At 53.9% G+C, this 22510-nt stretch carries 22 protein-coding genes and 1 tRNA gene; 6 read left to right on the top strand and 17 right to left on the bottom strand.

The window, feature by feature from the left end:
* Positions 1-10: 10 nt before the first annotated feature.
* A complete protein-coding gene (locus WG891_RS03125; RefSeq protein ID WP_337262842.1) occupies positions 11-112 on the top strand; it encodes an autotransporter outer membrane beta-barrel domain-containing protein in 102 nt (33 codons plus the stop codon).
* Positions 113-206: 94 nt separating this feature from the next.
* Here the strand turns inward: WG891_RS03125 and mepA are convergent, their stop codons facing one another.
* From mepA to prmB, 3 genes are read right to left on the bottom strand one after another with little or no spacing between them, the layout of a single operon-like run.
* Positions 207-1034, bottom strand: a complete 828-nt coding sequence (gene mepA / locus WG891_RS03130) for a penicillin-insensitive murein endopeptidase (protein WP_337262732.1) — start codon at positions 1032-1034, stop codon at positions 207-209.
* A gap of 5 nt (positions 1035-1039) precedes the next feature.
* Positions 1040-2125, bottom strand: a complete 1086-nt coding sequence (gene aroC / locus WG891_RS03135; RefSeq protein WP_156292525.1) for a chorismate synthase — start codon at positions 2123-2125, stop codon at positions 1040-1042.
* A 34-nt stretch (positions 2126-2159) separates the two neighbouring features.
* Positions 2160-3092 carry a 50S ribosomal protein L3 N(5)-glutamine methyltransferase gene (prmB, locus tag WG891_RS03140; protein WP_076941704.1) on the bottom strand — a complete coding sequence of 311 codons (933 nt, stop codon included), beginning with the start codon at positions 3090-3092 and terminating at the stop codon, positions 2160-2162.
* 233 nt (positions 3093-3325) lie between these two features.
* Here prmB and smrB point away from each other — a divergent pair, with 233 nt between their 5' ends.
* Positions 3326-3856, top strand: coding sequence for an endonuclease SmrB (smrB, locus tag WG891_RS03145; RefSeq protein ID WP_337262733.1), 531 nt, complete (start codon positions 3326-3328; stop codon positions 3854-3856).
* A 58-nt stretch (positions 3857-3914) separates the two neighbouring features.
* On the opposite strand, the gene sixA is transcribed toward smrB, so the two are convergent.
* From sixA to WG891_RS03165, 4 genes are all read right to left on the bottom strand, one after another.
* Positions 3915-4400, bottom strand: a complete 486-nt coding sequence (sixA, locus tag WG891_RS03150; protein WP_337262734.1) for a phosphohistidine phosphatase SixA — start codon at positions 4398-4400, stop codon at positions 3915-3917.
* 425 nt (positions 4401-4825) lie between these two features.
* Complete coding sequence (gene fadJ / locus WG891_RS03155; protein WP_337262843.1) at positions 4826-6982, bottom strand: fatty acid oxidation complex subunit alpha FadJ; 2157 nt, start codon at positions 6980-6982, stop codon at positions 4826-4828.
* On the bottom strand, positions 6982-8292 hold the full coding sequence (fadI, locus tag WG891_RS03160) for an acetyl-CoA C-acyltransferase FadI (RefSeq protein WP_337262735.1): 1311 nt from the start codon (positions 8290-8292) through the stop codon (positions 6982-6984). Before fadI ends, fadJ begins: the two co-directional genes overlap by 1 nt.
* Positions 8293-8475: 183 nt before the next feature.
* Positions 8476-8772 carry a YfcZ/YiiS family protein gene (locus tag WG891_RS03165; protein WP_337262736.1) on the bottom strand — a complete coding sequence of 99 codons (297 nt, stop codon included), beginning with the start codon at positions 8770-8772 and terminating at the stop codon, positions 8476-8478.
* 404 nt (positions 8773-9176) lie between these two features.
* Between WG891_RS03165 and fadL the strand changes: the two genes are divergently transcribed.
* Positions 9177-10454 (top strand): long-chain fatty acid transporter FadL, encoded by a 1278-nt coding sequence (gene fadL / locus WG891_RS03170; RefSeq protein WP_337262737.1) that lies wholly within the window; start codon positions 9177-9179, stop codon positions 10452-10454.
* 59 nt (positions 10455-10513) lie between these two features.
* Here the strand turns inward: fadL and mlaA are convergent, their stop codons facing one another.
* The 10 genes from mlaA to ccmA all read right to left on the bottom strand — a co-directional run bounded on the left by mlaA (position 10514) and on the right by ccmA (position 18333).
* On the bottom strand, positions 10514-11275 hold the full coding sequence (gene mlaA / locus WG891_RS03175) for a phospholipid-binding lipoprotein MlaA (protein WP_337262738.1): 762 nt from the start codon (positions 11273-11275) through the stop codon (positions 10514-10516).
* Positions 11276-11306: 31 nt separating this feature from the next.
* The gene (gene ccmI, locus WG891_RS03180) at positions 11307-12518 is read right to left on the bottom strand and encodes a c-type cytochrome biogenesis protein CcmI (RefSeq protein ID WP_337262739.1); all 1212 of its coding nucleotides are present in this window, start codon (positions 12516-12518) and stop codon (positions 11307-11309) included.
* Complete coding sequence (locus tag WG891_RS03185) at positions 12518-12985, bottom strand: cytochrome c-type biogenesis protein (protein ID WP_337262740.1); 468 nt, start codon at positions 12983-12985, stop codon at positions 12518-12520. Before WG891_RS03185 ends, ccmI begins: the two co-directional genes overlap by 1 nt.
* On the bottom strand, positions 12982-13533 hold the full coding sequence (locus tag WG891_RS03190; protein ID WP_337262741.1) for a DsbE family thiol:disulfide interchange protein: 552 nt from the start codon (positions 13531-13533) through the stop codon (positions 12982-12984). Before WG891_RS03190 ends, WG891_RS03185 begins: the two co-directional genes overlap by 4 nt.
* Positions 13530-15500: a heme lyase CcmF/NrfE family subunit gene (locus WG891_RS03195; protein ID WP_337262742.1), complete on the bottom strand. Its 1971-nt coding sequence runs from the start codon at positions 15498-15500 to the stop codon at positions 13530-13532. The genes WG891_RS03190 and WG891_RS03195 overlap by 4 nt, the downstream gene beginning before the upstream one ends.
* The gene (gene ccmE / locus WG891_RS03200) at positions 15497-15991 is read right to left on the bottom strand and encodes a cytochrome c maturation protein CcmE (RefSeq protein WP_076944113.1); all 495 of its coding nucleotides are present in this window, start codon (positions 15989-15991) and stop codon (positions 15497-15499) included. Before ccmE ends, WG891_RS03195 begins: the two co-directional genes overlap by 4 nt.
* A 2-nt stretch (positions 15992-15993) precedes the next feature.
* Positions 15994-16227, bottom strand: coding sequence for a heme exporter protein CcmD (ccmD, locus tag WG891_RS03205; protein ID WP_076944096.1), 234 nt, complete (start codon positions 16225-16227; stop codon positions 15994-15996).
* Positions 16224-16961: a heme ABC transporter permease gene (locus WG891_RS03210; RefSeq protein WP_156293684.1), complete on the bottom strand. Its 738-nt coding sequence runs from the start codon at positions 16959-16961 to the stop codon at positions 16224-16226. The genes ccmD and WG891_RS03210 overlap by 4 nt, the downstream gene beginning before the upstream one ends.
* A gap of 80 nt (positions 16962-17041) precedes the next feature.
* Positions 17042-17701, bottom strand: a complete 660-nt coding sequence (gene ccmB / locus WG891_RS03215; RefSeq protein ID WP_337262743.1) for a heme exporter protein CcmB — start codon at positions 17699-17701, stop codon at positions 17042-17044.
* Positions 17701-18333 carry a cytochrome c biogenesis heme-transporting ATPase CcmA gene (gene ccmA, locus WG891_RS03220; protein WP_076944093.1) on the bottom strand — a complete coding sequence of 211 codons (633 nt, stop codon included), beginning with the start codon at positions 18331-18333 and terminating at the stop codon, positions 17701-17703. Before ccmA ends, ccmB begins: the two co-directional genes overlap by 1 nt.
* A 387-nt stretch (positions 18334-18720) precedes the next feature.
* Between ccmA and WG891_RS03225 the strand changes: the two genes are divergently transcribed.
* The 3 genes from WG891_RS03225 to dptF all read left to right on the top strand — a co-directional run bounded on the left by WG891_RS03225 (position 18721) and on the right by dptF (position 22510).
* Positions 18721-18795 (top strand) — tRNA-Arg (locus tag WG891_RS03225).
* Between the two features lie 197 nt (positions 18796-18992).
* Positions 18993-20252 carry a tyrosine-type recombinase/integrase gene (locus WG891_RS03230; RefSeq protein WP_337262744.1) on the top strand — a complete coding sequence of 420 codons (1260 nt, stop codon included), beginning with the start codon at positions 18993-18995 and terminating at the stop codon, positions 20250-20252.
* Positions 20253-20860: 608 nt separating this feature from the next.
* Positions 20861-22510 (top strand): DNA phosphorothioation-dependent restriction protein DptF, encoded by a 1650-nt coding sequence (gene dptF, locus WG891_RS03235; protein ID WP_337262745.1) that lies wholly within the window; start codon positions 20861-20863, stop codon positions 22508-22510.

Below are 22510 nucleotides of genomic sequence, written 5' to 3' on the forward strand. Positions count from 1 at the left end.
GGAAGGCAAGCTGAACAACAACCTGAGCCTGTGGGGCAACCTGACGCAGCAGATAGGGCAGAAAGGCTATGATGACAAGGCGGCGATGCTGGGGGTGAAATACAGCTTCTAAGGGCCATACGAGGAGAATAAAATGCGGGCTGCCTGAGCGGGCAGCCCGCAGTTAAAACAACAATCCCACCCAATCTTGAAATCAAAAAACTCATTTAACGACTGGCGAAATGGTTATCCAGCAATGCCTGGCAGCCCGGCGGCAACGGCGGTGGCTCTGTCTTGACCGGGTTGGCGTTCGGTTGCTGGGGCTTGAACCAGCTCATCAATTCTGCACCACAGCCGTCACCGGCCGGTGGCGGAGCCTGATCCTCACATTCCCGGCTGCCCGCCGGGCAACGCAAGCGGACGTGCATGTGCGCGCGATGGGCAAACCACGGGCGCACCTTGTGCAACCAGTCGCGATCGGCCCCCGCATCCTGGCACAAACGCAGTTTAATCGCCGGGTTGACAAAGATACGTGTCACTTCGTTATCCTTTGCCGCCAGCTTGATTAACGACTCAATCTGCGGCTGCCACTGGCTATCGACCACGCGTTTGCCGTCGGCAGACACCAGGTCGATTGGCTGCGGTTTGAGCAGTTGCTGCGCCGTCCAGCGCTGGCGCGGCAGTTGCAGCCAGATATCCACATCCAGCCCAGACTGATGGCTGGCATGGCCGCTGCTGAAACGCCCACCGGCAGGCATGCCCATATCACCAATCAGCACCGTGCCCAGCGCTTTCTGGTGTGCCTTGTCACTCAGGCGTTGAATAAACGCCAGCAGATCCGGGTGGCCAAAATAGCGCCGCTGATCGGTGCGCATCACCTGATAGCTCGGGGAATTTAACGGCAGCGGCTGCGCCCCAATGATGCAGCCATTGGAGAAACCGCCAATCGCCTGCGGGTTACCCGCTACCGGATGATCAATTTTCTGCCACGGCGTGAGCGCCATGGCTGCCCCTGAGGCCATCAGGGCGACGATGCCTAACATCCATTTATTCATCGCAATTACCAGCGTGGAACGTTACAAGTCACATCACCGTTTTGCGCCCGCTGGCGCAGCAGGTGATCCATCAGCACGATTGCCATCATCGCTTCGGCGATCGGTACCGCGCGGATGCCCACACAGGGATCGTGGCGGCCACGGGTGACCATTTCCACCGCTTCACCCTGCCGGTTGATGGTACGGCCCGGTACCATAATGCTGGAGGTCGGTTTCAGTGCCAGATGCGCAACTACCGGTTGGCCGCTGCTGATCCCGCCAAGAATGCCGCCTGCATGGTTGCTCTGGAAGCCTTCTGGGGTGATTTCATCGCGGTTTTCGCTGCCGCGCTTGGTCACAACGGCAAAACCGTCACCGATCTCCACGCCTTTCACCGCGTTGATGCTCATCAGCGCATGCGCCAGATCGGCATCCAGGCGATCAAACACCGGTTCGCCGAGGCCCACCGGCACATTTTCCGCCACCACCGTAACTTTGGCGCCGATCGAGTCGCCCTCTTTTTTCAGCGCACGCATCAGTTCGTCCAACGCTTCCAGCTTATCGGGATCCGGGCAGAAGAACGGGTTCTGCTCCACCTGCTCCCAATCTTTCAGCTCACAGCTCACCTCGCCAATCTGCGCCAGATAACCGCGCACCTTGACGCCAAACTTTTGCGCCAGATATTTTTTGGCAATCGCCCCGGCGGCCACGCGCATCGCGGTTTCGCGCGCCGAGGAACGGCCACCGCCGCGGTAGTCGCGCACGCCATATTTCTGCTCGTAGGTGTAATCGGCATGCCCTGGACGGAACACATCCTTAATCGAACCGTAATCCTGCGAACGCTGATCGGTGTTTTCGATGATCAGGCCGATGCTGGTACCGGTAGTGACCCCCTCAAATACGCCAGAGAGGATCCGCACCTGATCCGGTTCACGACGCTGCGTGGTATAGCGTGAAGTGCCTGGACGACGACGATCCAGATCGTGCTGCAAATCAGCTTCGGTCAACGGAATGCCCGGCGGCACGCCGTCCACAATACATCCCAGCGCCACACCGTGAGATTCACCAAATGTAGTGACGCGGAAAAACTGCCCAATACTGTTCCCTGCCATCACGGCTCCTTACTGTTAATATTCGTTGGATTCATCAGCTGCGATAGAGACTGAAGTGGTCTTTGCAGTCAATCAGTTGCTGTTTAGTGAGCATAAACACGCCGTCACCGCCGTTGTCAAACTCCAGCCAGGTGAACGGGATATCCGGATATTGCTCCATCAGATGCACCATGCTGTTGCCCACTTCACAAATCAGCACGCCGTCATCGCTCAGGTAGTCTGGCGCACAGGCCAGAATGCGGCGCACCAGCTTCAGGCCGTCGCTGCCCGCAGCCAGGCCCAGCTCAGGCTCAAAGCGGAATTCCTGGGGCAGATCGGACATGTCTTCGGCATCGACATACGGCGGGTTGGTGACGATCAGATCGTATTTGATCGCCGGAACGTCGCGGAACAGATCGGAACGGATCGGGATTACCTGATGCTCAACGCCGTGCGCCTGAATGTTGCGCTCGGTCACGGCCAGCACGTCGGCAGAGATATCTACCGCGTCCACTTCTGCTTCTGGGAAGGCATAACCGCAGGCAATGGCGATACAGCCACTGCCGGTGCACATATCCAGAATGTAACGCGGCGGATGCGGGATCAGCGCGTTGAAACGATTGTCGATCAGTTCACCAATCGGTGAGCGCGGCACCAGCACGCGTTCATCAACATAAAACTCCATGCCGCAGAACCAGGCTTTGTTGGTGAGATAAGCCACCGGAATACGTTCGTTAACCCGGCGGATCACCCGCTCAACGATGCGGTGACGCTCGCTGGACGTGAGGCGAGCGGTGCGCATTTCCTCAGGGATATCCAACGGCAGGAATAGGCTGGGCAGAACCAATTGCACCGCTTCGTCCCACGGATTATCGGTTCCGTGACCATAGTAGATATTGGCAGCATTGAACCGGCTTACGGCCCAGCGCAGCATATCCTGAATGGTGTGCAGTTCATTCACTGCTTCTTCGACGAAAATTTTGTCCAATTTGCCCTCCAGCAGGCGCGGTGATTCATGATTTAGCACCACAGTTTGCCATGAAGCCCGCGACAAATCAGCAGCAATAGTCGCGTTGAGCCCCTCTCATTTATATTCAGCCCCAGTTTTGCGTCGACAGAACCCTTCGACAAGGTAAACTAGGCGCGCTCCTACAAATAAACCAAGAACGTACCAAAGCCCATGTAGGACGATATCCAGAAATAACATCCGGTGAGCAAATAATGAAGAATAAGCACCCACTGAGCAAAGATGAACTGCAGCTCTTCAGGGAGTCGGTAGCCGGAGCAAGAAGGCTGCGGCAGGACACCATCGTCCACCCGAAACCTAAAATGAAAACCCGGCAAATCGCCCCGCAGCGCTTGTTGCAGGAGCAGGTTGATGCCAGTTTCTATTTTTCTGACGAATTTCAGCCGCAGTTGGATGATGAAGGCCCAACGCGTTATGTACGCCCCGGCTATGATCACTATGAATTGAAGAAGCTGCGCCGCGGGGATTACGTACCGGATCTGTTTCTCGATCTGCACGGCCTGACGCAGTTGCAGGCCAAGCAAGAATTAGGAGCGATGATCGCCGCCTGTAAACGTGAGCACGTTCATTGTGCCTGTGTGATGCACGGCCACGGTAAGCACGTTCTTAAGCAACAGACCCCTTTATGGCTGGCACAACACCCAGACGTGCTGGCGTTTCATCAGGCCCCTAAAGAATGGGGTGGTAATGCGGCGGTGCTGGTGCTGATCGAACTGGAAGAGTAGCCGCGTAGAAACGACAAAGGGCGATGATTCACATCGCCCTTCCAATATGCCTACACGCTTAGCAGACCTTCGCCATCACCTGTGACGGGCCAACCTGCCATGCAAAGGTGCCGCTGCTGCCATCAGAGGCCAAATCGACATTGGCAATGGCCGAGGTGGCAAACATCGGCGGGCATTCACCTGGGCACAGTTCAGCCACGAGATAACCGACCAATGGCAGGTGGGAAACCACCAGCACCGCACCGACCCCTTCTTTCGCCAGGACCTGCAGATAGCAGCTCACTAACCCGGCGTCCCCACCTGGCGTCAGTTCGGGCAGGATTTCTGCACCTTCCGGCAGCGTTAACGCTTCGCGTACCGCTTCCAACGTCTGTTCAGCACGCAGATAAGGGCTGACCAGCACGCGTTCAATATCCACAGACTGGGCATTCAACCACGCCGCCATCTGACGCGACTCTTCACGGCCACACTCAGTAAGAGGCCTTACTGAATCACTGGCTGCCTCAAGTACCGCCTCTCCGTGACGCATAATCAAAACTTGCATATTGCACCGCTGTTGTTGACAAAATAACACCATACAGAAACGCCGAGCGTGCTGTATCGCCGAGTTGCACTTAAGAGCACAAGCCCAAAGCAAAGAGCGTCAAAACGATAATGCGCCGTCTCTCTATGGCGGCCGGGCATTTTGCCTGAAAGTTCGCGTAAAGAAAACGCTGTTTTTTGCATCAACAGTGCTCTAACGCAAATTCACTACTCACATAACCCTCGATTGAGCAGATTACATTTTAACCTGGCTATGTTGAGTCCTCCGATGGCTCTGAGTGACCCGCCATCGGTACGCTACGTTACCTCTCCCCTATCCCCCTGTACAGCATCCGGGATTGCAGTTGTTGCAAGGAGTGATAACGATCACAGTGCGGCCCTGATCAAACTGTAGCGCAAACCGGGCCGCCATGCTTGCCGACTTCTTTACGGATAGAAGCGTTCACCCTGCTCAGCCATGCGCAGCAAGCGCTCACACGGTGCAAAATGTTCACCATACTGTTGCTGCAAATAGCGCAGAGTTTTTACCACCTTCTCCGTTCCAAGCTCGTCCATATAACGGAAAGGGCCACCGAGGAACGGTGGGAAACCGATGCCGAAAACCGCGCCGATATCGCCATCACGGGCGCTGCGGATCACCCCCTCTTCCAGGCAGCGAGCCGCCTCGTTCAACATCAGCATCACACAGCGTTGGGCGATCACCGCATGCTGCATATGGGCTTTGGCGCTGACCCCTAATAGCGCATAAATACGGCTATCTTCACGTTTACTCGTTTGGCGTTTGCTCCCCTCAGCGGGATACAGATAGAAACCGCGGCCATTCTTGCGCCCTTTACGACCATCTTTCAGCACCGCGTCAAACGCAGCCGGAGCGGCAAAACGCGGCCCCAGTTCGGCAGCCAGGATCGGGATAATCTTGGTGCCGACATCGATCCCCACTTCGTCCAACAGCATGATCGGCCCGACCGGGAAGCCGAAATCCACCAGCGCTTTATCCAGCGATTCGATCGGTTCACCTTGCAGCAGGCAGCGCGCCGCTTCATTAATATAAGGAGCCAGAATGCGGTTGACGTAAAAACCGGCGCGATCGGCCACCACAATCGCCGTTTTCCCCTGCTTCTGCGCCAGCGCTACGGTGGTAGCAATGGTTTCCTCACTGGTCGTCGCGTGCGGGATCACTTCCACCAGCGGCATTTTATCTACCGGGCTGAAGTAGTGCAGGCCGATCACCTGCTGCGGCCTGGCCGCCTTGGCGGCAATCTGGCTGATGGGCAGCGACGAGGTGTTGGAAGCGAAAATGGTATGCGGCGCAGCATACTGTTCAATGTCTGCCACCATCTGCTGCTTGAGGGTGATATCTTCAAATACCGCTTCCACGACGATATCAACGCGGTCAAACCCGCTGTAATCGGTGGAACCAGAGATCAGCATCATCTGCTTTTGCCGCTCGGCCGGGCGCATACGCTTGCTGCGCACCCGTTTCCCCAGCAGATCCCAGGTATATTTCAACGCATGGTTAATCCCCTGCTCGTTCACATCCTTGATGCGCACGGGCAAACCCGCACGCGTGGCGGTCACGCAGGCAATGCCGCCGCCCATCAGGCCACCGCCAAGCACACCAACGCGCTGCAACGTATGCGGTTGTGCATCACCCCCACGCTCTTTCTTTAATGCTGTCGAAGCAAAGAACAGGCTGCGTAACGCGGCCGATTGTGGCGTCATCGCCAGTTCACCAAACGCGCGAGCTTCCGCTTCATAACCGCTGGCGTTGCCCTGATCCAAACCGGTGCGGACCACCTGAATAATGCGTTCCGCTGCCGGATAATTACCGCGGGTTTTCTCCAGCGTTTTTTTGCGCACGATGCTAAACAGCAGGTGTCTGCCCAGCGGGCCGTTGAGCAAGCGTTCCTGCCACGGCAGTGCGCGGCGGGGTTTCCAGCCTTGTTTCACTCGCTCAACGGCGGCCTGCAGCAAAATAGACTGAGGCACCGCGTCATCCACCAGCCCCATGCGCAACGCCTGCCGGGCGCGAACCTGCTTGCCGGTCAGGATCATATCCAGCGCATGACGCGCGCCGATCAGGCGCGGCAAACGCTGCGTGCCACCGGACCCAGGCAACAGACCCAGTTGCACTTCCGGCAGGCCGAGCGCCGTTTTGTCATCCAGTGAACATACGCGGCCATGGCAGGCCAACGCCAACTCCAACCCACCGCCCAGACAGGCACCGTGAATGGCGGCGATAACCGGCACCGGGAAGGCGGCAATCTGTGCCAGGGTGCTCTGCCCTTTTTTAGCTAAGGCTTCGGCCTCTTTGGCACTCTTACAGGCGGCAATCATAGTAATATCAGCACCGGCGATGAAGGAATCCGGTTTGCCAGACAGGATCACCAACCCCTCCAATGCCGGAAACTGCTGGGCTTTGAGCAGCACTTCATTGATCTGTTCAACAAACTCCGCTTTCAGGGTATTCACCTTTTCCCCGGGCACATCGATGGTGATCACACCGATATTGTCTGGGCGCAACATCAGATGAAATGCCGACGCTTTGGCGCGCTGTTCATGCAGTGCATTTTCGAAGCTCATCATTCCACCTCCACAATCATCGCGGCACCCAATCCACCCGCCGCACAGGCCGTCGCCAGCCCCAGCCCACCGCCACGCCGTTTGAGCTCATGCAGTGTCTGAGTAATCATGCGGGCTCCGGTGGCAGCAAACGGGTGGCCGTAAGCAATCGAGCCCCCCAGTACATTGAATTTCTCCATATCCACCTCACCAATCGCCCGATCACGCCCCAGTTTCTGCCGGGCAAACTCCGCGCTGGCAAACATTTTCAGGTTAGCCAGCGTTTGTGCGGCAAAGGCTTCATGCATATCAATCAGAGTGAGGTCAGCCAGGGTAATCCCGGCGCGATCGAGCGCCAGCGGTGTGGCATAAGAAGGGCCAAGCAACATGTCTTCCCAGACGTCGATGGCGGCAAAGGCGAAGCTGCGCAGGTAACCCAGCGGCTGCAAGCCAAGCTCTTTGGCGCGGGATTCGCTCATCAGCAATACGGCAGCGGCTCCATCAGTCAGCGGGGTGCTGTTGGCCGCAGTCACGCTGCCGTGCTTACGGTCAAACGCCGGTTTCAGCCGGGCATAGGATTCCAGACTGGAGTCTTTGCGAACGTTGTTATCTTCAGCAAGCGGCGTTTTATAAGGGGGAACGTAGGCGGTCATCACTTCATCGTGCAGTAGCCCCTGTTCCCAGGCTTTGGCCGCAAGCTGGTGTGAGCGATGAGCCAGCGCATCCTGCTGTTCGCGGGTAATGCCGTGGGTTTTTGCCATCTGTTCCGCGGTATCTCCCATGCGCAGGCCGGTAGAATACTCGGCCACTGCTGGCGGTACCGGCATCAGATCGCGGAATTTAAGCTTGCTGAACAGCTTCAAACGTTGCGACAGGGTACGGGCTTTGTTGACGTCCACCAGCGTGCGCGCCAGCGCCTTGCTGACGCCGATCGGCAATACCGAAGAGGAATCCGCCCCGCCAGCAATGCCGATACTGATGCTGCCCGCCATGATGCTTTCCGCCACGTTGGCAATCGCCTGGAAACTGGTGGCGCAGGCGCGTGAAACGCTATAGGCATCGGTATGCACGCTCATGCCGGTGCCGAGCACAATCTCCCGCGCAATATTAGGCGCCTCAGGCATTTGCACCACTTGGCCAAACACCAGCTGTTCGATCAATACCGGGTCAATGCCCGTACGAGCCAACAATTCACTCACCGCTGTTTTACCGAGATCGACCGCAGGAATACCGTGGTAAGCGGTGGCCTGTTTGGCGAAGGGGGTACGTAATCCATTAACGATGGCGATACGATCGCCATTGCGGGTAACCAACGGCAGTGTCTTACTCATAAACGCTCCTGAAGATAGGCCGTTAACACAACGGACAAGAAGAGGTCTGACCTGATGAAGCCATTGTTAACCAAATGTTTATATTTGGCAAACCAACAGAAGTGAAAACTGGGAGCAGGAGCAACTTTCTAGCGGGGAGATAAACAACCTGCGTAAGAAGCCCTACGCAGGTTTGGAAAACAATTAACGCAGACCAAGCTGGAAGATCAGGGTTTCAGCCTGGCAGGCGAAAGTGAAATCAATGTCCAATTGCACGCCGCCGTTCACCGGTTTAATGCTGCTGCTGATATCACAAGGATCCGATTCAACGCCGCGTGCTTTTTCTGTCAAGGCAGCCAACGTTTCCTCTGCTTCCTGCTGACGGGTAAATACTCGGCTATAGGAAGCGGTGCAATCGGTATTATCCATGATGGTGCCCACATCCATACAGCAACAGGCTGCGGTTTCCTGAGTGCTGCATTTATTAATTGCATCTGACATGTTTAAAATCTCCTCACGGGCTGCATCAAACTCGCCCAAAAAAGCCATTGATGATCTGGCGCAAGTAAATAAGATACTGCGGTTATTTTACGCCTCGGGCAGGCCAATCACTAGCCTTACTTTTTGTAAGTGCTTCAAGCGTTGAAAAACATACAATGGAGACCGTTGTCTGCTAAGAAAGAGTAAAAGTTTCATTGTTGTTTCGCTTTTTTTGTAATGCAGATCTCTTTTTTGATATCATTTTTGAAATAAATACAAAACAAACTTGCAACAACACAACAGGTCGGACCTATAATTCAGCCACTGGTCTGATTTGTCTAATTGCGAACAGACCCCTACAATTATTTTTCATTGTTACCCCGTGTAACATAGTTTAAATAAAAATATAAAATGAGGTTTTGGTCATGAGCCAGAAAAACCTGTTCACTAAATCAGCTCTTGCAGTTGCAGTGGCGATTATCTCTTCAAATGTATATGCCGCAGGATTCCAACTGAATGAGTTCTCATCAGTCGGTTTAGGGCGTGCTTATTCTGGCGAAGGCGCAATGGCAGATTCAGCAGCCTCTGCAAGCCGTAACCCAGCAACCATGATGATGTTTGACCGCCCATCCGTATCCGCTGGTGCCATCTTCATCAACCCAAACGTTGATATCACCGGCCAGTCACCTAGTGGTGCCAGCCTGGATGCAAAAAACATCGCTCCAACCGCCTGGGTGCCAAACCTGCACTATATCCAGCCACTGAACGAACAGTGGGCCGTGGGGGGATCCGTAGTCAGTAATTATGGGTTGTCAACTGAGTTTAGCGACACCTATCCTGCTGGCCCTTACGGGGGTAAAACCGAACTCACCACCATCAACCTGAACCTCAGCGCGGCTTACCGCCTGAACCAGCACTTCAGCTTCGGCTTAGGCTTTGATGCGGTTAACGCCGACGCGAAATTGGAGCGTTATGCCGGGGAAAGTTTGCTCAGTAAGGGTATCCCAGCAAATACGCAGATTTCCAAGCTGGAAGGCAACCGCTGGGGCTATGGCTGGAATGCCGGTCTCCTGTATGAAATCGATGAGAATAACCGCTATGGCTTCACCTATCGTTCAAAAGTGAAGATTAGTTTCGATGGCGATTACTCAAGTCAACTGCCTTCAGCCTTCAACCCGGCTCAATCAGTCACTGGTTTGCCATGGGGCACCAACGGCAATACCATTCCTGGCTCGCTGGATCTGAATCTGCCAGAAATGTGGGAGATTTCAGGTTATAACAAAGTAGCGCCGCAGTGGGCGATCCACTACAGCATGGCTTACAACTCGTGGAGCCAGTTCCAGGAATTGAAAGCTACGGGTAACGATGGCCAAACATTGTTCTACAAGCATGAAGGCTTCCGCGATGCTTACCGCATGGCGCTGGGTACCACTTATTTCTATGACGATAACTGGACCTTCCGTACCGGTGTCGCCTTCGACCAAAGCCCGGTTCCTGCTGCCAACCGTTCTATCTCCATCCCGGATCAGAACCGTACCTGGTTTAGCCTAGGCACCACCTACGCCTTCAACAAAGATGCGTCTGTCGACGTTGGCCTCGCCTATATGCACGGCCAGAGAGTCACCATTCATGAAGGCCCTTATACCTTCAACTCTGAAGGTACGGCGTGGTTGTCGGGTGCCAACTTCAACTACCGCTTCTAATTGCTTCAGCCATACTAAAAAGCGCCTGCAACGGCGCTTTTTTTATCTCATTTTTTAGCTTAGTTAGATGAGTCGATCTCGTCCAAATCACCCTGAATCGCCTTAGCATTCGGGTTTTCCTGCGGTTTGAGCACACCGCCGCTGGCCTTGAAATCATGACGCTGGAAGTAGGCTTCACGCGTCAACACGTAAGGATCGGAAGAGTTCCGCAGCAGGCCATCGGAATCCAGCAAACGCGCACGGGTTTCAATACCTTCCACCGCCCATTTGCCTGCCGACATCCAGAAAGTCAGATAGCTTAACATCGGATAAACGCTATCAGCCCAGTCACCACCGTCTTCACGAATAGTAAAGCTGCCATAAACCGGCAGATGAACATAAGGGCCGTAACCTACACCGTAATGGCCCAGCGTACTGCCGAAGCGGCGGGAGCCCTCACGCGCCAGTTTCGGGTTCGCCATACCTGCCACGTCGATCAACCCGCCCATTCCCAGCAGGGTATTGAGGAAGAAACGGTTGAAGTGGATCATGCCTTGATATGGGTTACCGCGCAGAAATTCGTTCACCATGCTGGCGGGCTCTTCCAGGTTGGAAGTAAAGTTGCTTAAACCATTACGTGCTGGCATCGGCACGTAGTCACGCCACACAACCGCGACTGGGCGAACCACATAAGGATCCATCACGTTGTAGTTAAAGTTAAACATCGCCCGGTTGAACCCTTCAAGGGGATCAGAACGCCCTTGCGGCTCATTGTCAGGTGCGCTGGCACAGCCCACCAAAAGTACCGTTGCGAAAGCCAGCCCAGTCAGGCGAAAGTTCATAATCTTCTCCATGAAACCCATTCAGTTTTTATCAGGGAACCTGCTTGTCTATCTGGACGCTGACCTGCTCTTTGCCGCTGAATTTCTGTAACGCGCTTTCACCAAACCAGTCACCCGGCTGTGGAGTCACCAAACCATCCAATGAAAGCCGCACGCGAACCTTCACCTGTTGCTGCGCCGAAAGCAGACGCTCCGGCATCATGGCGTTGCTGTCATCCAAAGAAAATGACAGCGGGAAACGGCTCAGGGGCAATTGCTTCACGGCGACCGGTACCGGGCTAACACCATCGGTCACCGAGACGATCAGCGTTCCTTGTTGCGGTAATGCTTTTGCCGCTTCTGGCGACAGTGTGACATTAACCACAAGTTTAACAGTTTCTTCTCCTGCCTGTACTTTTGCTTGTTCAATACTGCGCTTGATCACGTCAATACGCGGATCGTCAGCCGGTAATAACTTCAGCATCACCTGCCAGGCATTGATCGCCTGCTGAAAATCCCCCTGTTCAAACGCGTTGAACGCCAGTAGGCTAAACACGCGAAGATTGGTATGATCTTCTGCCGCCATCTTGCGCAGCATATCGGTAGCTTGCTGATTATCTTGCGGATCATTGGAGCGCGTCAACACTTCGGCATACCCCAGGCGCACGTCCATATTATTCGGATCCAGGCGATAGGCATGGGCGAAAGCCTGCGTCGCGGTGGTGGCATTGTTGAGTGCCATCCCGACGCGGCCCAGCATCATCCAGTCGTTGATGTTTCTATCATCATCCTGCAAGGCAGTGCGTAACCCCAGCCCAAGGCGGGCAATCTCTTCCTGGGTTAGCGGCTGCGCGCGCTCATCCGCCACGCGTTTACGCAGTTCAGGCAGTTGGGATTCTACCTGATGCCAGGCCCGAACCTGAGCCAACCCACCGGTTTTCAGATAAAGCCCAACCGCCACCACGGCCAGCACCAGCACACCGGGCACCAATGCCCAGCGGTTGATGGGCCGCACCCGATCTTCCTGTTGCCCTGGAATATCATTCAACAGGTTCTGTTGCAGCTCCCGGATCATTTCAGGACGTTCTGCCACCACGCCCTGCTGTTCATCCTGCTCCAACTCACCAAGGCGATCCTGATAAAATGCCTTGTTCAGCGCATCACGGCTGGCCGCCGTATTCTCTTTGCTCTGACGTAATGCAGGGATCACCAGCAAAGCGGCCGCTCCTGCCAGCAGCACAATAACCATCAGCCAAAAAGCCATTAGGGTTTCTTCCTGTCAGTCTCTTTCAGCAACGCAGTAAGCCGCTGCTGCTCTTGTTCGGAGAAGTCTTCATGACCGGTATCCACCCGGCGATGACGGGTACGCAATATCACTACCGCCCCCCCGATCAACACAAACAGCAACGGCCCAACCCACAGGATCAGCGTCGCGGGAGTGACCGGCGGTTCATAGGTGACGAAGTTGCCGTAGCGCGCCACCATATAGTCCACCACCTGCTGCTTGCTCTGCCCTTGCATCATCAGTTCGTACACCTTGGTGCGCATGTCCGCCGCGATGATCGCGTTGGAGTCGGCAATGCTGTTGTTCTGGCATTTAGGGCAACGTAGCTGCTCGGTCAGTTCGCGGTATTGCTGTTCCTGCTCCACCGAGTTGAATCGGTAGGTGTCAATCGCCGCCGCCGCGCTCCAACTTAACAAGGTGGCCAGCATCAGAGTCATCAGCCTCATGCATCCCCCCCGTACTTGCGGTACAGCGGTAAGACTTCCTGCTGCCAGATGCGCTCATTCATATCGCCTGCGTGGCGATAGCGGATAATGCCGTCACCGTCGATCAGGAAAGTTTCCGGTGCGCCATAAACGCCGAGATCCAGCCCCAGCATGCCATCACCGTCGAACAGGCTAAGCGCGTAAGGATTACCCAACTGATTCAGCCAGGTAATCGCTTTGGCCCGGTCGTCTTTGTAGTTCAGCCCAATGACGCGAACCCCTTGCGCTGCCAGTGTGTTGAGGTATTGATGCTCAGCACGGCAGGTGGGGCACCAGGTCGCCCAGACGTTGAGCAGCATCGGTTTACCGTTACGCAGCACCGCCTGATCGAACGTTTTACCGGGTTGTTCCAGCGACTCCAGCTTAAAGGTGGGCACCGGTTTGCCGATCAGCGCAGATTCCAGCATGGTCGGGTCTTCACCACCGGCGTTGCGCGTCAGTTGCACCAGCAGCGCCACTACCAGCAGCAGGAACAGGATTAACGGAATAAACAATAATTTACGGTTCATGCCTGTTCCCCCGATGTGGTTGCACGTTTGAGTTTTTTGCTCATGCGGTAGCGCGGATCGAGAATACACAATACGCCACCAAGCGCCATAAACACGCCGCCGAACCAGATCCAGCGGACAAAAGGTTTGTAGTACAAGCGCACCGCCCATGAACCATCGTCCAGTTCCTCACCCAATGCCGCATAAAGATCGCGCGTGAGGCCGCCGTCAATGGCCGCTTCGGTCATCATGCTGCGCGCCACGCTGTAGTAGCGTTTTTCTGAATGCAATGTGGCCTCTGGTTTCCCATTACGCGTCACGTCGATGATGCCAACGCCACCGGTATAGTTAGAACCACGGATGTCGTGCACATCACGGAAGGTGAAGCGATAATCGTGGATTTCCACACTATCACCGGCCTTCATGCGTACATCGCGCTCCACGCTGTAGTTCTGGCTGAAAGCGATGCCAATGACCGTCACCGCCACCCCAAGATGGCCCAGTACCATGCCCCAGTGGCTGCGGGAAAGCTGCGTCAACCCTCGCCAAAAACCGTGGCGATGAGTCGCACGTTCGTGCAGCTCCATCAGCGTCAGCACGATCACCCATACGGCCATCAGCAGCCCGACTACCGTCATACCCGCGATGCTGTCTTGCAACAGCCACGGCAGCAGAATCGACAGCAGCAACGTTACCACCAATGCGACACCCAGGCGGCGCCACAGCTTGCTGGGTTCATCACGGCGCCAGCGTACCAGCGGCCCAATCCCCAACAGCAGCGCTAACGGCGCCATCAGCCAGGTGAACATAGTGTTGAAGAAAGGTTCACCGATGGAAATACTGCCCAAACCGAGTTGTTTATGCACCAGTGGCAGCAGCGTACCCAGCAGCACCACCAGCATGGCGGCGATCAGCAGCAGGTTATTGCCCAGCAGGAAGGTCTCCCGCGAGAAGGTTTCATGTTGCACCCGGCTGCGTACCTGCCCCCCCTTCACCGCATACAGCAGCAGTGAACCGCCGATGACCAGCACCAGATAGGCGAGGATAAACATGCCACGCGCCGGATCGGAGGCAAACGAGTGAACGGAAACCAGCACGCCGGAGCGCACCAGGAAGGTGCCCAACAGACACAGCGAGAAGGCGGTAATCGCCAGCAATACCGTCCAGGCCTTGAAGGTGCCGCGTTTCTCGGTTACGGCTAATGAGTGGATCAAGGCCGTTCCTGCCAGCCACGGCATAAAGGATGCGTTTTCTACCGGATCCCAGAACCACCAACCGCCCCAGCCCAGCTCGTAGTAAGCCCAGGCCGACCCCAGCACGATCCCTAGGGTCAGGAACACCCAGGCCGCCATAGTCCAGGGGCGTGACCAGCGCGCCCAGGCGGTATCGAGCCGCCCGGCCATCAGCGAGGCAATGGCAAAGGCAAAAGCCACCGAGAAACCGACGTAGCCCATGTACAACAGCGGCGGGTGGAAGATCAGGCCGATATCCTGCAACAGCGGGTTGAGATCGCTGCCGTCGATCGGGAAGCTCGGCAAAGTGCGGGTAAACGGGTTGGAGGTCATGATGATGAACAGCAGGAAACCGGCGGTAATCATCCCCATAACTGACAATACGCGCGCCACCGCATCCTGCGGCATAGCGCGGCTGAACAGGGCCACCGCCAGCGACCAGCAGCTCAGTAACAGCACCCACAGCAGCAACGAGCCTTCATGCGCTCCCCAGGTGGCGGCAATACGGTAATATACCGGCAGTTGCGTATTGGAGTTGGCGGCCACGTAGGCCACGGTGAAATCATTGATGACAAACGCGTGCACCAGGCAGAAAAACGCCAGCGCAATAGCGGCGAACATGCCATAGGTCAACGGGCGGGCGGCCGCCATCATACGCTGATCCAGGCGCGCCGCCCCCCATTGCGGGTAGATACTCAGCAACAGCGAAATCGCCAGCGCCAGACACAGCAGAAAACTCCCGACTTCAGGCATCATGACTTGCTGCTCCCCGCCTGCGGAGTGACATAGGCTTCAGCCGGGCGTTGGTGATTGTCTTTCATCGCATCGGCCACTTCCGGCGGCGTATATTTTTCATCGTGCTTGGCCAGCACCTCACGGGCATTGACCACATTGCCTTCACCCAGTACGCCCTGCGCCACCACGCCCTGCCCTTCACGGAACAGATCCGGCAGAATGCCGTCATAAGTAACGTCGATCGCCCCACGGGCATCGTACACTTTGAAACTCACCTGCAGGCTTTGCGGATCGCGCTTTACCGAGCCCGGCATCACCATGCCGCCAATGCGTAAACGTTGCCCAACTTCAGGCTTTTCATGTTTCTCACCTTTCCCTAGCAGAATTTCGCCGGGGGTATAGAACAGATCGATATTGGAGCGCAGCGCATACAGCACCAGCGTGGAGGTCAGCACGACACCGATCAGCACCACAATGGCCAGATAAAGGCGGCTTTTACGACGTGGATTCACAATCATTTCCCCCGTTGTTCTGCAGGTTGCGCGGCGGTTGGCTGTTTTGACTGGCGAATGCGCCGCTCGCGCGCCTGACGGCGGCCAACTTCATTCAGCAGTTGTTTACGTTGCCAGAAGGTGTGCAGCACCAGCCCCAACAGCGGAAGCAGCGTAGCAGCCACTGCCAGCCAGACGTAAAAAGCGTACCCTCCCATGGCAAAAAAGGCCTGCCAGGAATCGAAAGCGGCATTCATGATTGGCGCTCCTTATTAACCAGTTCGGCCACCCACGGGCGCTGACTCTCCTGGCGCAGGATCAGGTTGCGCAAGCGCATTAACGTCAGCGTGATAAAGAACAGCAGATAGCCGAGGATCGCCCAACGCAGCGGCGTACGCATGCTGGGCGCGATGCTCTGCTGCATATTGGTTGAGCCCTGATGCAGGGTGTTCCACCATTCAACAGAGAAATGGATGATCGGGATGTTAACCACGCCCACCAGCACCAGGATCCCGGCAGCTCGCCCGGCCAGGCGGCGATCGTCAAAGGCGTTATACAGCGCAATGATGCCCATATAGAGGAACAGCAGCACCAGTTCAGAAGTTAAGCGCGCATCCCATACCCACCAGGTGCCCCACATGGGTTTACCCCAGGCGGAGCCGGTGACCAACGCAATAAAGGTGAATACCGCCCCAACCGGTGCCATGGCCGCCACCACGGTGTCTGACATTTTCATCTGCCAGACCAAACCGATAAAGGCGGCGATCGCCATTGAGGCATAGATCCCCATCGACCACATCGCCGCCGGCACATGGATATACATGATGCGGAAGCTGTCACCTTGTTGATAATCTTTCGGCGCGAAGCCAAAGCCCCACACCCAGCCAATCAGCAGGCAAGCCGCACCGGCAATCCCCAGCCAGGGAACCCAGCGGCCACAAACATGGTACAGCCGTTCAGGCCGAGCAAATTGATGTAACCATTTCCACATTGTCGTTATCGCTCAAGGTCAAAGGTTCATTCGGTGGCCACTCCCTGAGAATGGCACAAATTCTTTGCGCGGATACCGCGCTAATGCACGCTCACCCGCAGCGCCGCCGCGGTAGCAAAAGGGGCCAGCGTTACGCTGCCCGCCAGCATGGCACCCAGGATCGCCAGATAACCGTCGATCGGCATGCCCATCGACGCCGCATCGATGGCCGCCGTAGCGAAGATCAGCACCGGGATATACAGTGGCAGCACCAGCAAACTCAGCAACACGCCGCCTTTGCGCAGCCCGACGGTCAGCGCCACACCAATAGCACCAATCAGGCTCAGCGTCGGCGTTCCCAGCAGCAGGGTCAATGCCATCGCCGTCCAGGTGGGGGCATCCAGCGACAGCAGCAGTGCCGCCAGCGGCGACAGGATAAACAGCGGCAGCCCGGTAACGATCCAGTGTGCGCAGACTTTGCCTAATACCGTCAGCGGTAGCGGCGTTGGCAGCAGCAGCAACTGCTCCAGCGAACCATCGAGAAAATCGTCACGGAACAGGCGTTCCAGCGCCAGCAGCGAGGCCAGCAGCGCCGCGACCCAGATAATGCCCGGCGCAATACGCGCCAGCAATTGCGGCTCAGGCCCAATGCCCAACGGGAATAGCGTGATGACGATCAGGAAGAACCACAGCGGGTTAACGATCTCAGAGCCTTTACGGAAGGCGATCTTCAGTTCCCGGCGCAGTAAGATGAAAAACATCAGGCGGCCTCCGCGCTGTTAGCTGCCAGGCGGATCTTCCCTACCGCCCGTTGGGTCCCCGTTAAATCCTGATGCGTGGTAAGCAACACCAATCCACCGCTTTGTGCATGCTGTTCAAACAGCGCCGTCAGCTCAACTACGCCCTGCTTATCTATCGCCGTCAGCGGCTCATCCAGGATCCACAACGGGCTGTTGCTGAGCCATAAGCGTGCCAGCGCCACGCGCCGCTGTTGACCAGCAGAAAGCTGTGCTACCGGCAAGTCTTCATAGCCCACCAACCCGACCTGCTCCAACGCCTGCCAAATGGCCTGGCGATCGACTGCCTGGCGCACGGCCTGATAAAACTGCAGGTTTTCAAACGGGGTCAGCATTGATTTAATCCCCGGCTGATGGCCGAGAAACAGCAAATCCTGATGATACTGCTCGCGGTGGCGTAAGGTATTTTTGCCGTGCCACAGCACTTCGCCCCCCTCCGGCCGCGCCAAACCCGCCAGAATACGCAACAGGCTGGTTTTACCCGCGCCGTTCGCCCCTTCAACCTGCACAATGTCGCCTGGGCTCACCGAAAAGCTCAACCCGCTAAACAGAGAGCGTTCGTCGCGGATACAACTCAGGTCTTTGGCTTCCAGCATGGGGGGCTCGTATTTTTCCTTGGGATAGCGAATCATAACATAAGCGGCATGGGGCTCGTAGCCCGCACCCGGCGACGAATCTACTCCATTAGGGGTAATATTACGTACCAGATCAAGATTGCGTAGGAAAAGTGGGCAGCGTGACGGTTTGACTGTTTTTCTGAACGGTAAAAGTGGGCGGTGCAGAAGGATGCTGGTCAAGAAGATCGGCACTGATTTAAACACGGGAAAAGCGGGTAAACGGCAAAAATTGTGACATATCACCGCGCAACAGACGAAATTCACCGCATATTGGTGAGGGAATAAGCAAACGCACCGCTAAGCGCTTATTCTGCGGGAAAAAAAAGGTATAATGCCCGGCGATAAGGCTAAAGCCCTTGCCGCAAGGTCCCCGTAGTTAAACGGATATAACAAGCCCCTCCTAAGGGCTAGTTACTGGTTCGATTCCAGTCGGGGGCACCACCCTATTATCAATGGACATCAATCGACTTCTATTTTTCTCTTTTAATCTCGCGAGTTACGAACTTTTTCCTCTCCTGATAGTCTACCGAATTCAACCAGATTCTCTCCACATCAACACCTTTTCTAAGGTATAGATCGAGGTATCTATAGTTCGATAAAATTAGTACCTCAAAAACAATGTGAAAAAGGCATGTTTTATGGCACTGACTGATATGGCTGTCCGCAATGCAAAATGCCCAGCAGACAAAAAATTCACCAAAATCTACGATACAGACAAACTCTATCTTTTCGTCTTTAACACGGGCTCAAAACGATGGCGTTTTCTGTATCACTTCGATGGAAAACCCCAGACTTACCTTATCGGGCCCTACCCTGAAATCTCATTAGCTGAAGCACGACTCCGTCGTGACAATGCCAAACGGCAACTTGCTAACGGTATCGATCCTAACCAAGAAAAGAGGAACGAAAAGAAAGGGCAAACCAATATCCGTACCTTTGAGACCGTGGCGCGTGAATGGCACAAAAGCAATCGTAAATGGAATGAAGATCATGCCAGACGGGTTCTCACCTCTCTGGAAACACATTTATTCCCGACCCTAGGAAAATCCGACATCACGAAACTGAATACCCGCGATCTGCTGGCACCGGTTAAAGTTGTAGAGGCTAGGGATAACATTGAGACCGCAGGCCGATTGCAAAGCCGCATTACTAATATAATGCGCTTTGCCGTACAGAACGCCTATATCAACTATAATCCAGCTTTGGACATGAAGGGGGCAATTTCCTCACAGAAGACAGAACACCACCCTGCCCTGCCTTTTAATAGTATCACTGACTTGCTGGAAAAAATTAACAACTATAAGGGGCAACCTCTCACCGCTCTGGCAATTAAGCTAGCACTGCTCATCTTCATCCGTTCAAGTGAACTGCGTTTTGCCCGCTGGCCTGAGATCGACTTCGAACGTGCACTCTGGACTATTCCAGAGAAACGCGAAGAAATTACCGGTGTCAGATTCTCCACACGTGGAGCAAAAATGTATACCCCACATCTGGTTCCGCTGTGTAAACAGGCTGTAGAAATACTGGAGCAAATCCGCGAGATCAGTGGTGAGTTCAATCTTGTCTTCACAGGTGCTCACAATGCTTATAAACCGATGAGCGAGAACACCATCAATAAAGCGTTGCGTAAAATGGGATTCGATACCAGAACCGATGTCTGTGGACATGGTTTCCGCACCATGGCATGCAGTGCCATGATCGAATCCGGCCTGTGGTCAAAAGATGCAGTGGAGCGTCAGATGAGTCATCAAGAACGCAATAACGTCCGTGCGGCTTATATTTATCTTGCAGAACACCTTGATGAACGTAAGCAGATGATGCAATGGTGGGCGGACTACCTGGACGCAAACCGTGAGGGCTACGTGACGCCCTACGAATTCGCACATTCTAAGGGATGACTATGCACTTTATCTGGATCGACGGCGGGAAATGATGCAGTGGTACGCCGATTACATCGACAGTTTAGAAGTGGGTCAGGGGATACCTAAACTACCAGCAATGCAGTTCCAGGTTTCGTAAAGCCAACCGCGTCAGCAGAGATACTGGTGCGGTTGGTTTATGACGTTGTTTATTTTTTTGTTATTTTTTGCAGAGAATTCCAAGTAATGGATAAAACATCATCAACAATCTATTACACCTGATGGGTTACGATACGAAAGTGAATGTCTGCGGTCAGGGACAGTAAACATACTGAGATTAATATCTTATCTGCATCTAAATTGCTGATTCGTGATGCTCGGGCGTCTTTTGGTGTTAACGATGGGTAAAAAGTAGTTCTTGTACAACTAAGTAGCATCTCATAGCACGGCTACTGATAGTGTTTTACGGGGCGCGTAATAACAGAGTTGGTGGTAGACGCCTGATAATGCTAAATGTCATTACAGTGCCTGATTCATCAATACTGAACTGGACATGCAACATCTATCCAGACCTTACAAATGTCGGTAGAGATAACTTACTCATTTATATAAGATGGCCAGTATTCTTTCTCAGGGATCATGTGGTTATGAGCGCAATCACATTACGTAAAGCGTTGGGCGTACTTGCGAAATCATCTTCGTTTTCCGTAACTACGGTAACGCATCGCCAAAAAGATGAGTTCGACCAGTTAAAGGAACAACTCTATGTTAAACAAGATATTGAGGCTGAATTACAGCGCTATTTGGACGTTGCCAAGCCTGGTGAAATCATTTTTTTGTGCGGCAGTAGTGGGGATGGAAAGTCCGAGATTTTAACCCGTTTAAAGTCAGAATCACGTTATCAGCAGCGGTTTAGTTTCCATCTGGATGCCACACACAGTTTTGCCCCTCGGCAGTCAGCCATTGATGCATTAAATGATTTATTTGACAATCATCATCAACAGTCATATCCGCTGCTCATCGGTATTAACACCGGGATGCTTGCAAATTTCGCCAGAGAAGGGGCTGAATGCCACCAAGAACTTCGGTCTGCAATTGACTCATTTTTATCAACTCAGCAGAACGCAAGCCGTCCTTATCGTAACCAAAATTGTTCTTTTTTTGATTTTGAAAATTACCCTAAATTCCAGTTTAACGAAAATAAAAACTATTCATCATTTATTAAAACCTTATTAAATAACTTAACTCGCGATGATGATAATAATTTATTTCAGTTTATCTTTCGGCGCGATGAGTCAGTTAATCCAGATCTAAAAGAGGTCGCAAACTTTAAATTGCTTTGCATACCTGGTGTGCAGAATGTGTTGATTACGCAGCTCTTTAAAGCGCGATTAATTAAAGACCAGTTTGTTACGACCCGAACGCTGCTAGATTTTTTGCATCATCTGCTGATGGGGCCTGGCTACTTATTTGATAACCTCTTTACCGGTGCAGAAAATGATCTGATTAAAAAAGTTTCCGATTTTGATCCTGCCAGATTGCACACCTATGAACTCGATCAGTTTATTTTGCGCTATGAACTGGGACTGGTTGACGCTGATCTCGATGATTTTTTAGCCGCACTTGAGCCGTTGCACATTAAATTTGATCGCCAGTGCGTTAAGCCTGGTGACGCAACCTCGTTGATCCGGCTTTTCTGGTTGTTGCAGCACGAATCGTTGGGTAATGATTATCATCGGAGATTTTCTGCGTTCTTTAACGAATCACTGTTTGAACGTTACTCAGAAATCTGGCACTTGCATAGGAATTACACAGCAGATCCGGAGCAAAAAAGATTACTGAATCGCTTCTATGCTTTTGAGCTTATTGCGGGTATCCAGCGCTACGCTAACCGCAAAGCGCCTGAATTAAGTATGCAAAAAGAAGAGTTCTTTTTGGGTGAGTTTGGTGGAGTAAAAATAACCTCGCCGGTAGAGATAAAGCCTGATTGGGACTCTATTCGTAATAAACATACGGCTCATTCAACTGGCTTCGATGTCTATTTAAAAGTGGGGCAAAATCCACTGCCGTCTATCCATATCGGACTTAATTTGTTCGAATTATTGGATAAGTTGAATAATGGCTATCGTCCGAATAAATACGATAAAAATGCCATCGTATTACTGGATGAAATTGTTGAGTTGATCGCGAAGCAGGCTAAATCCAGCAGCGAAATCAAATTTTATGATGGCAGACAACGGGTTTATCGTGCAAAGGCGGATGACGATATGATCACTATTAGCGGTATGGAGGGTTAG

The sequence above is a fragment of the Serratia sp. MMO-28 genome, assembly GCF_037199905.1.
Taxonomy (GTDB): Bacteria; Pseudomonadota; Gammaproteobacteria; order Enterobacterales; family Enterobacteriaceae; genus Chania; species Chania oryzae.

Coding starts and splice junctions, on each gene's coding strand:
- mepA (WP_337262732.1), bottom strand. CDS start 1,034: ATGAATAAATGGATGTTAGGCATCGTCGCCCTGATGGCCTCAGGGGCA.
- aroC (WP_156292525.1), bottom strand. CDS start 2,125: ATGGCAGGGAACAGTATTGGGCAGTTTTTCCGCGTCACTACATTTGGT.
- smrB (WP_337262733.1), top strand. CDS start 3,326: ATGAAGAATAAGCACCCACTGAGCAAAGATGAACTGCAGCTCTTCAGG.
- sixA (WP_337262734.1), bottom strand. CDS start 4,400: ATGCAAGTTTTGATTATGCGTCACGGAGAGGCGGTACTTGAGGCAGCC.
- fadJ (WP_337262843.1), bottom strand. CDS start 6,982: ATGAGCTTCGAAAATGCACTGCATGAACAGCGCGCCAAAGCGTCGGCA.
- fadI (WP_337262735.1), bottom strand. CDS start 8,292: ATGAGTAAGACACTGCCGTTGGTTACCCGCAATGGCGATCGTATCGCC.
- WG891_RS03165 (WP_337262736.1), bottom strand. CDS start 8,772: ATGTCAGATGCAATTAATAAATGCAGCACTCAGGAAACCGCAGCCTGT.
- fadL (WP_337262737.1), top strand. CDS start 9,177: ATGAGCCAGAAAAACCTGTTCACTAAATCAGCTCTTGCAGTTGCAGTG.
- mlaA (WP_337262738.1), bottom strand. CDS start 11,275: ATGAACTTTCGCCTGACTGGGCTGGCTTTCGCAACGGTACTTTTGGTG.
- ccmI (WP_337262739.1), bottom strand. CDS start 12,518: ATGGCTTTTTGGCTGATGGTTATTGTGCTGCTGGCAGGAGCGGCCGCT.
- WG891_RS03185 (WP_337262740.1), bottom strand. CDS start 12,985: ATGAGGCTGATGACTCTGATGCTGGCCACCTTGTTAAGTTGGAGCGCG.
- WG891_RS03190 (WP_337262741.1), bottom strand. CDS start 13,533: ATGAACCGTAAATTATTGTTTATTCCGTTAATCCTGTTCCTGCTGCTG.
- WG891_RS03195 (WP_337262742.1), bottom strand. CDS start 15,500: ATGATGCCTGAAGTCGGGAGTTTTCTGCTGTGTCTGGCGCTGGCGATT.
- ccmD (WP_076944096.1), bottom strand. CDS start 16,227: ATGAATGCCGCTTTCGATTCCTGGCAGGCCTTTTTTGCCATGGGAGGG.
- WG891_RS03210 (WP_156293684.1), bottom strand. CDS start 16,961: ATGTGGAAATGGTTACATCAATTTGCTCGGCCTGAACGGCTGTACCAT.
- ccmB (WP_337262743.1), bottom strand. CDS start 17,701: ATGTTTTTCATCTTACTGCGCCGGGAACTGAAGATCGCCTTCCGTAAA.
- ccmA (WP_076944093.1), bottom strand. CDS start 18,333: ATGCTGGAAGCCAAAGACCTGAGTTGTATCCGCGACGAACGCTCTCTG.
- WG891_RS03230 (WP_337262744.1), top strand. CDS start 18,993: ATGGCACTGACTGATATGGCTGTCCGCAATGCAAAATGCCCAGCAGAC.
- dptF (WP_337262745.1), top strand. CDS start 20,861: ATGAGCGCAATCACATTACGTAAAGCGTTGGGCGTACTTGCGAAATCA.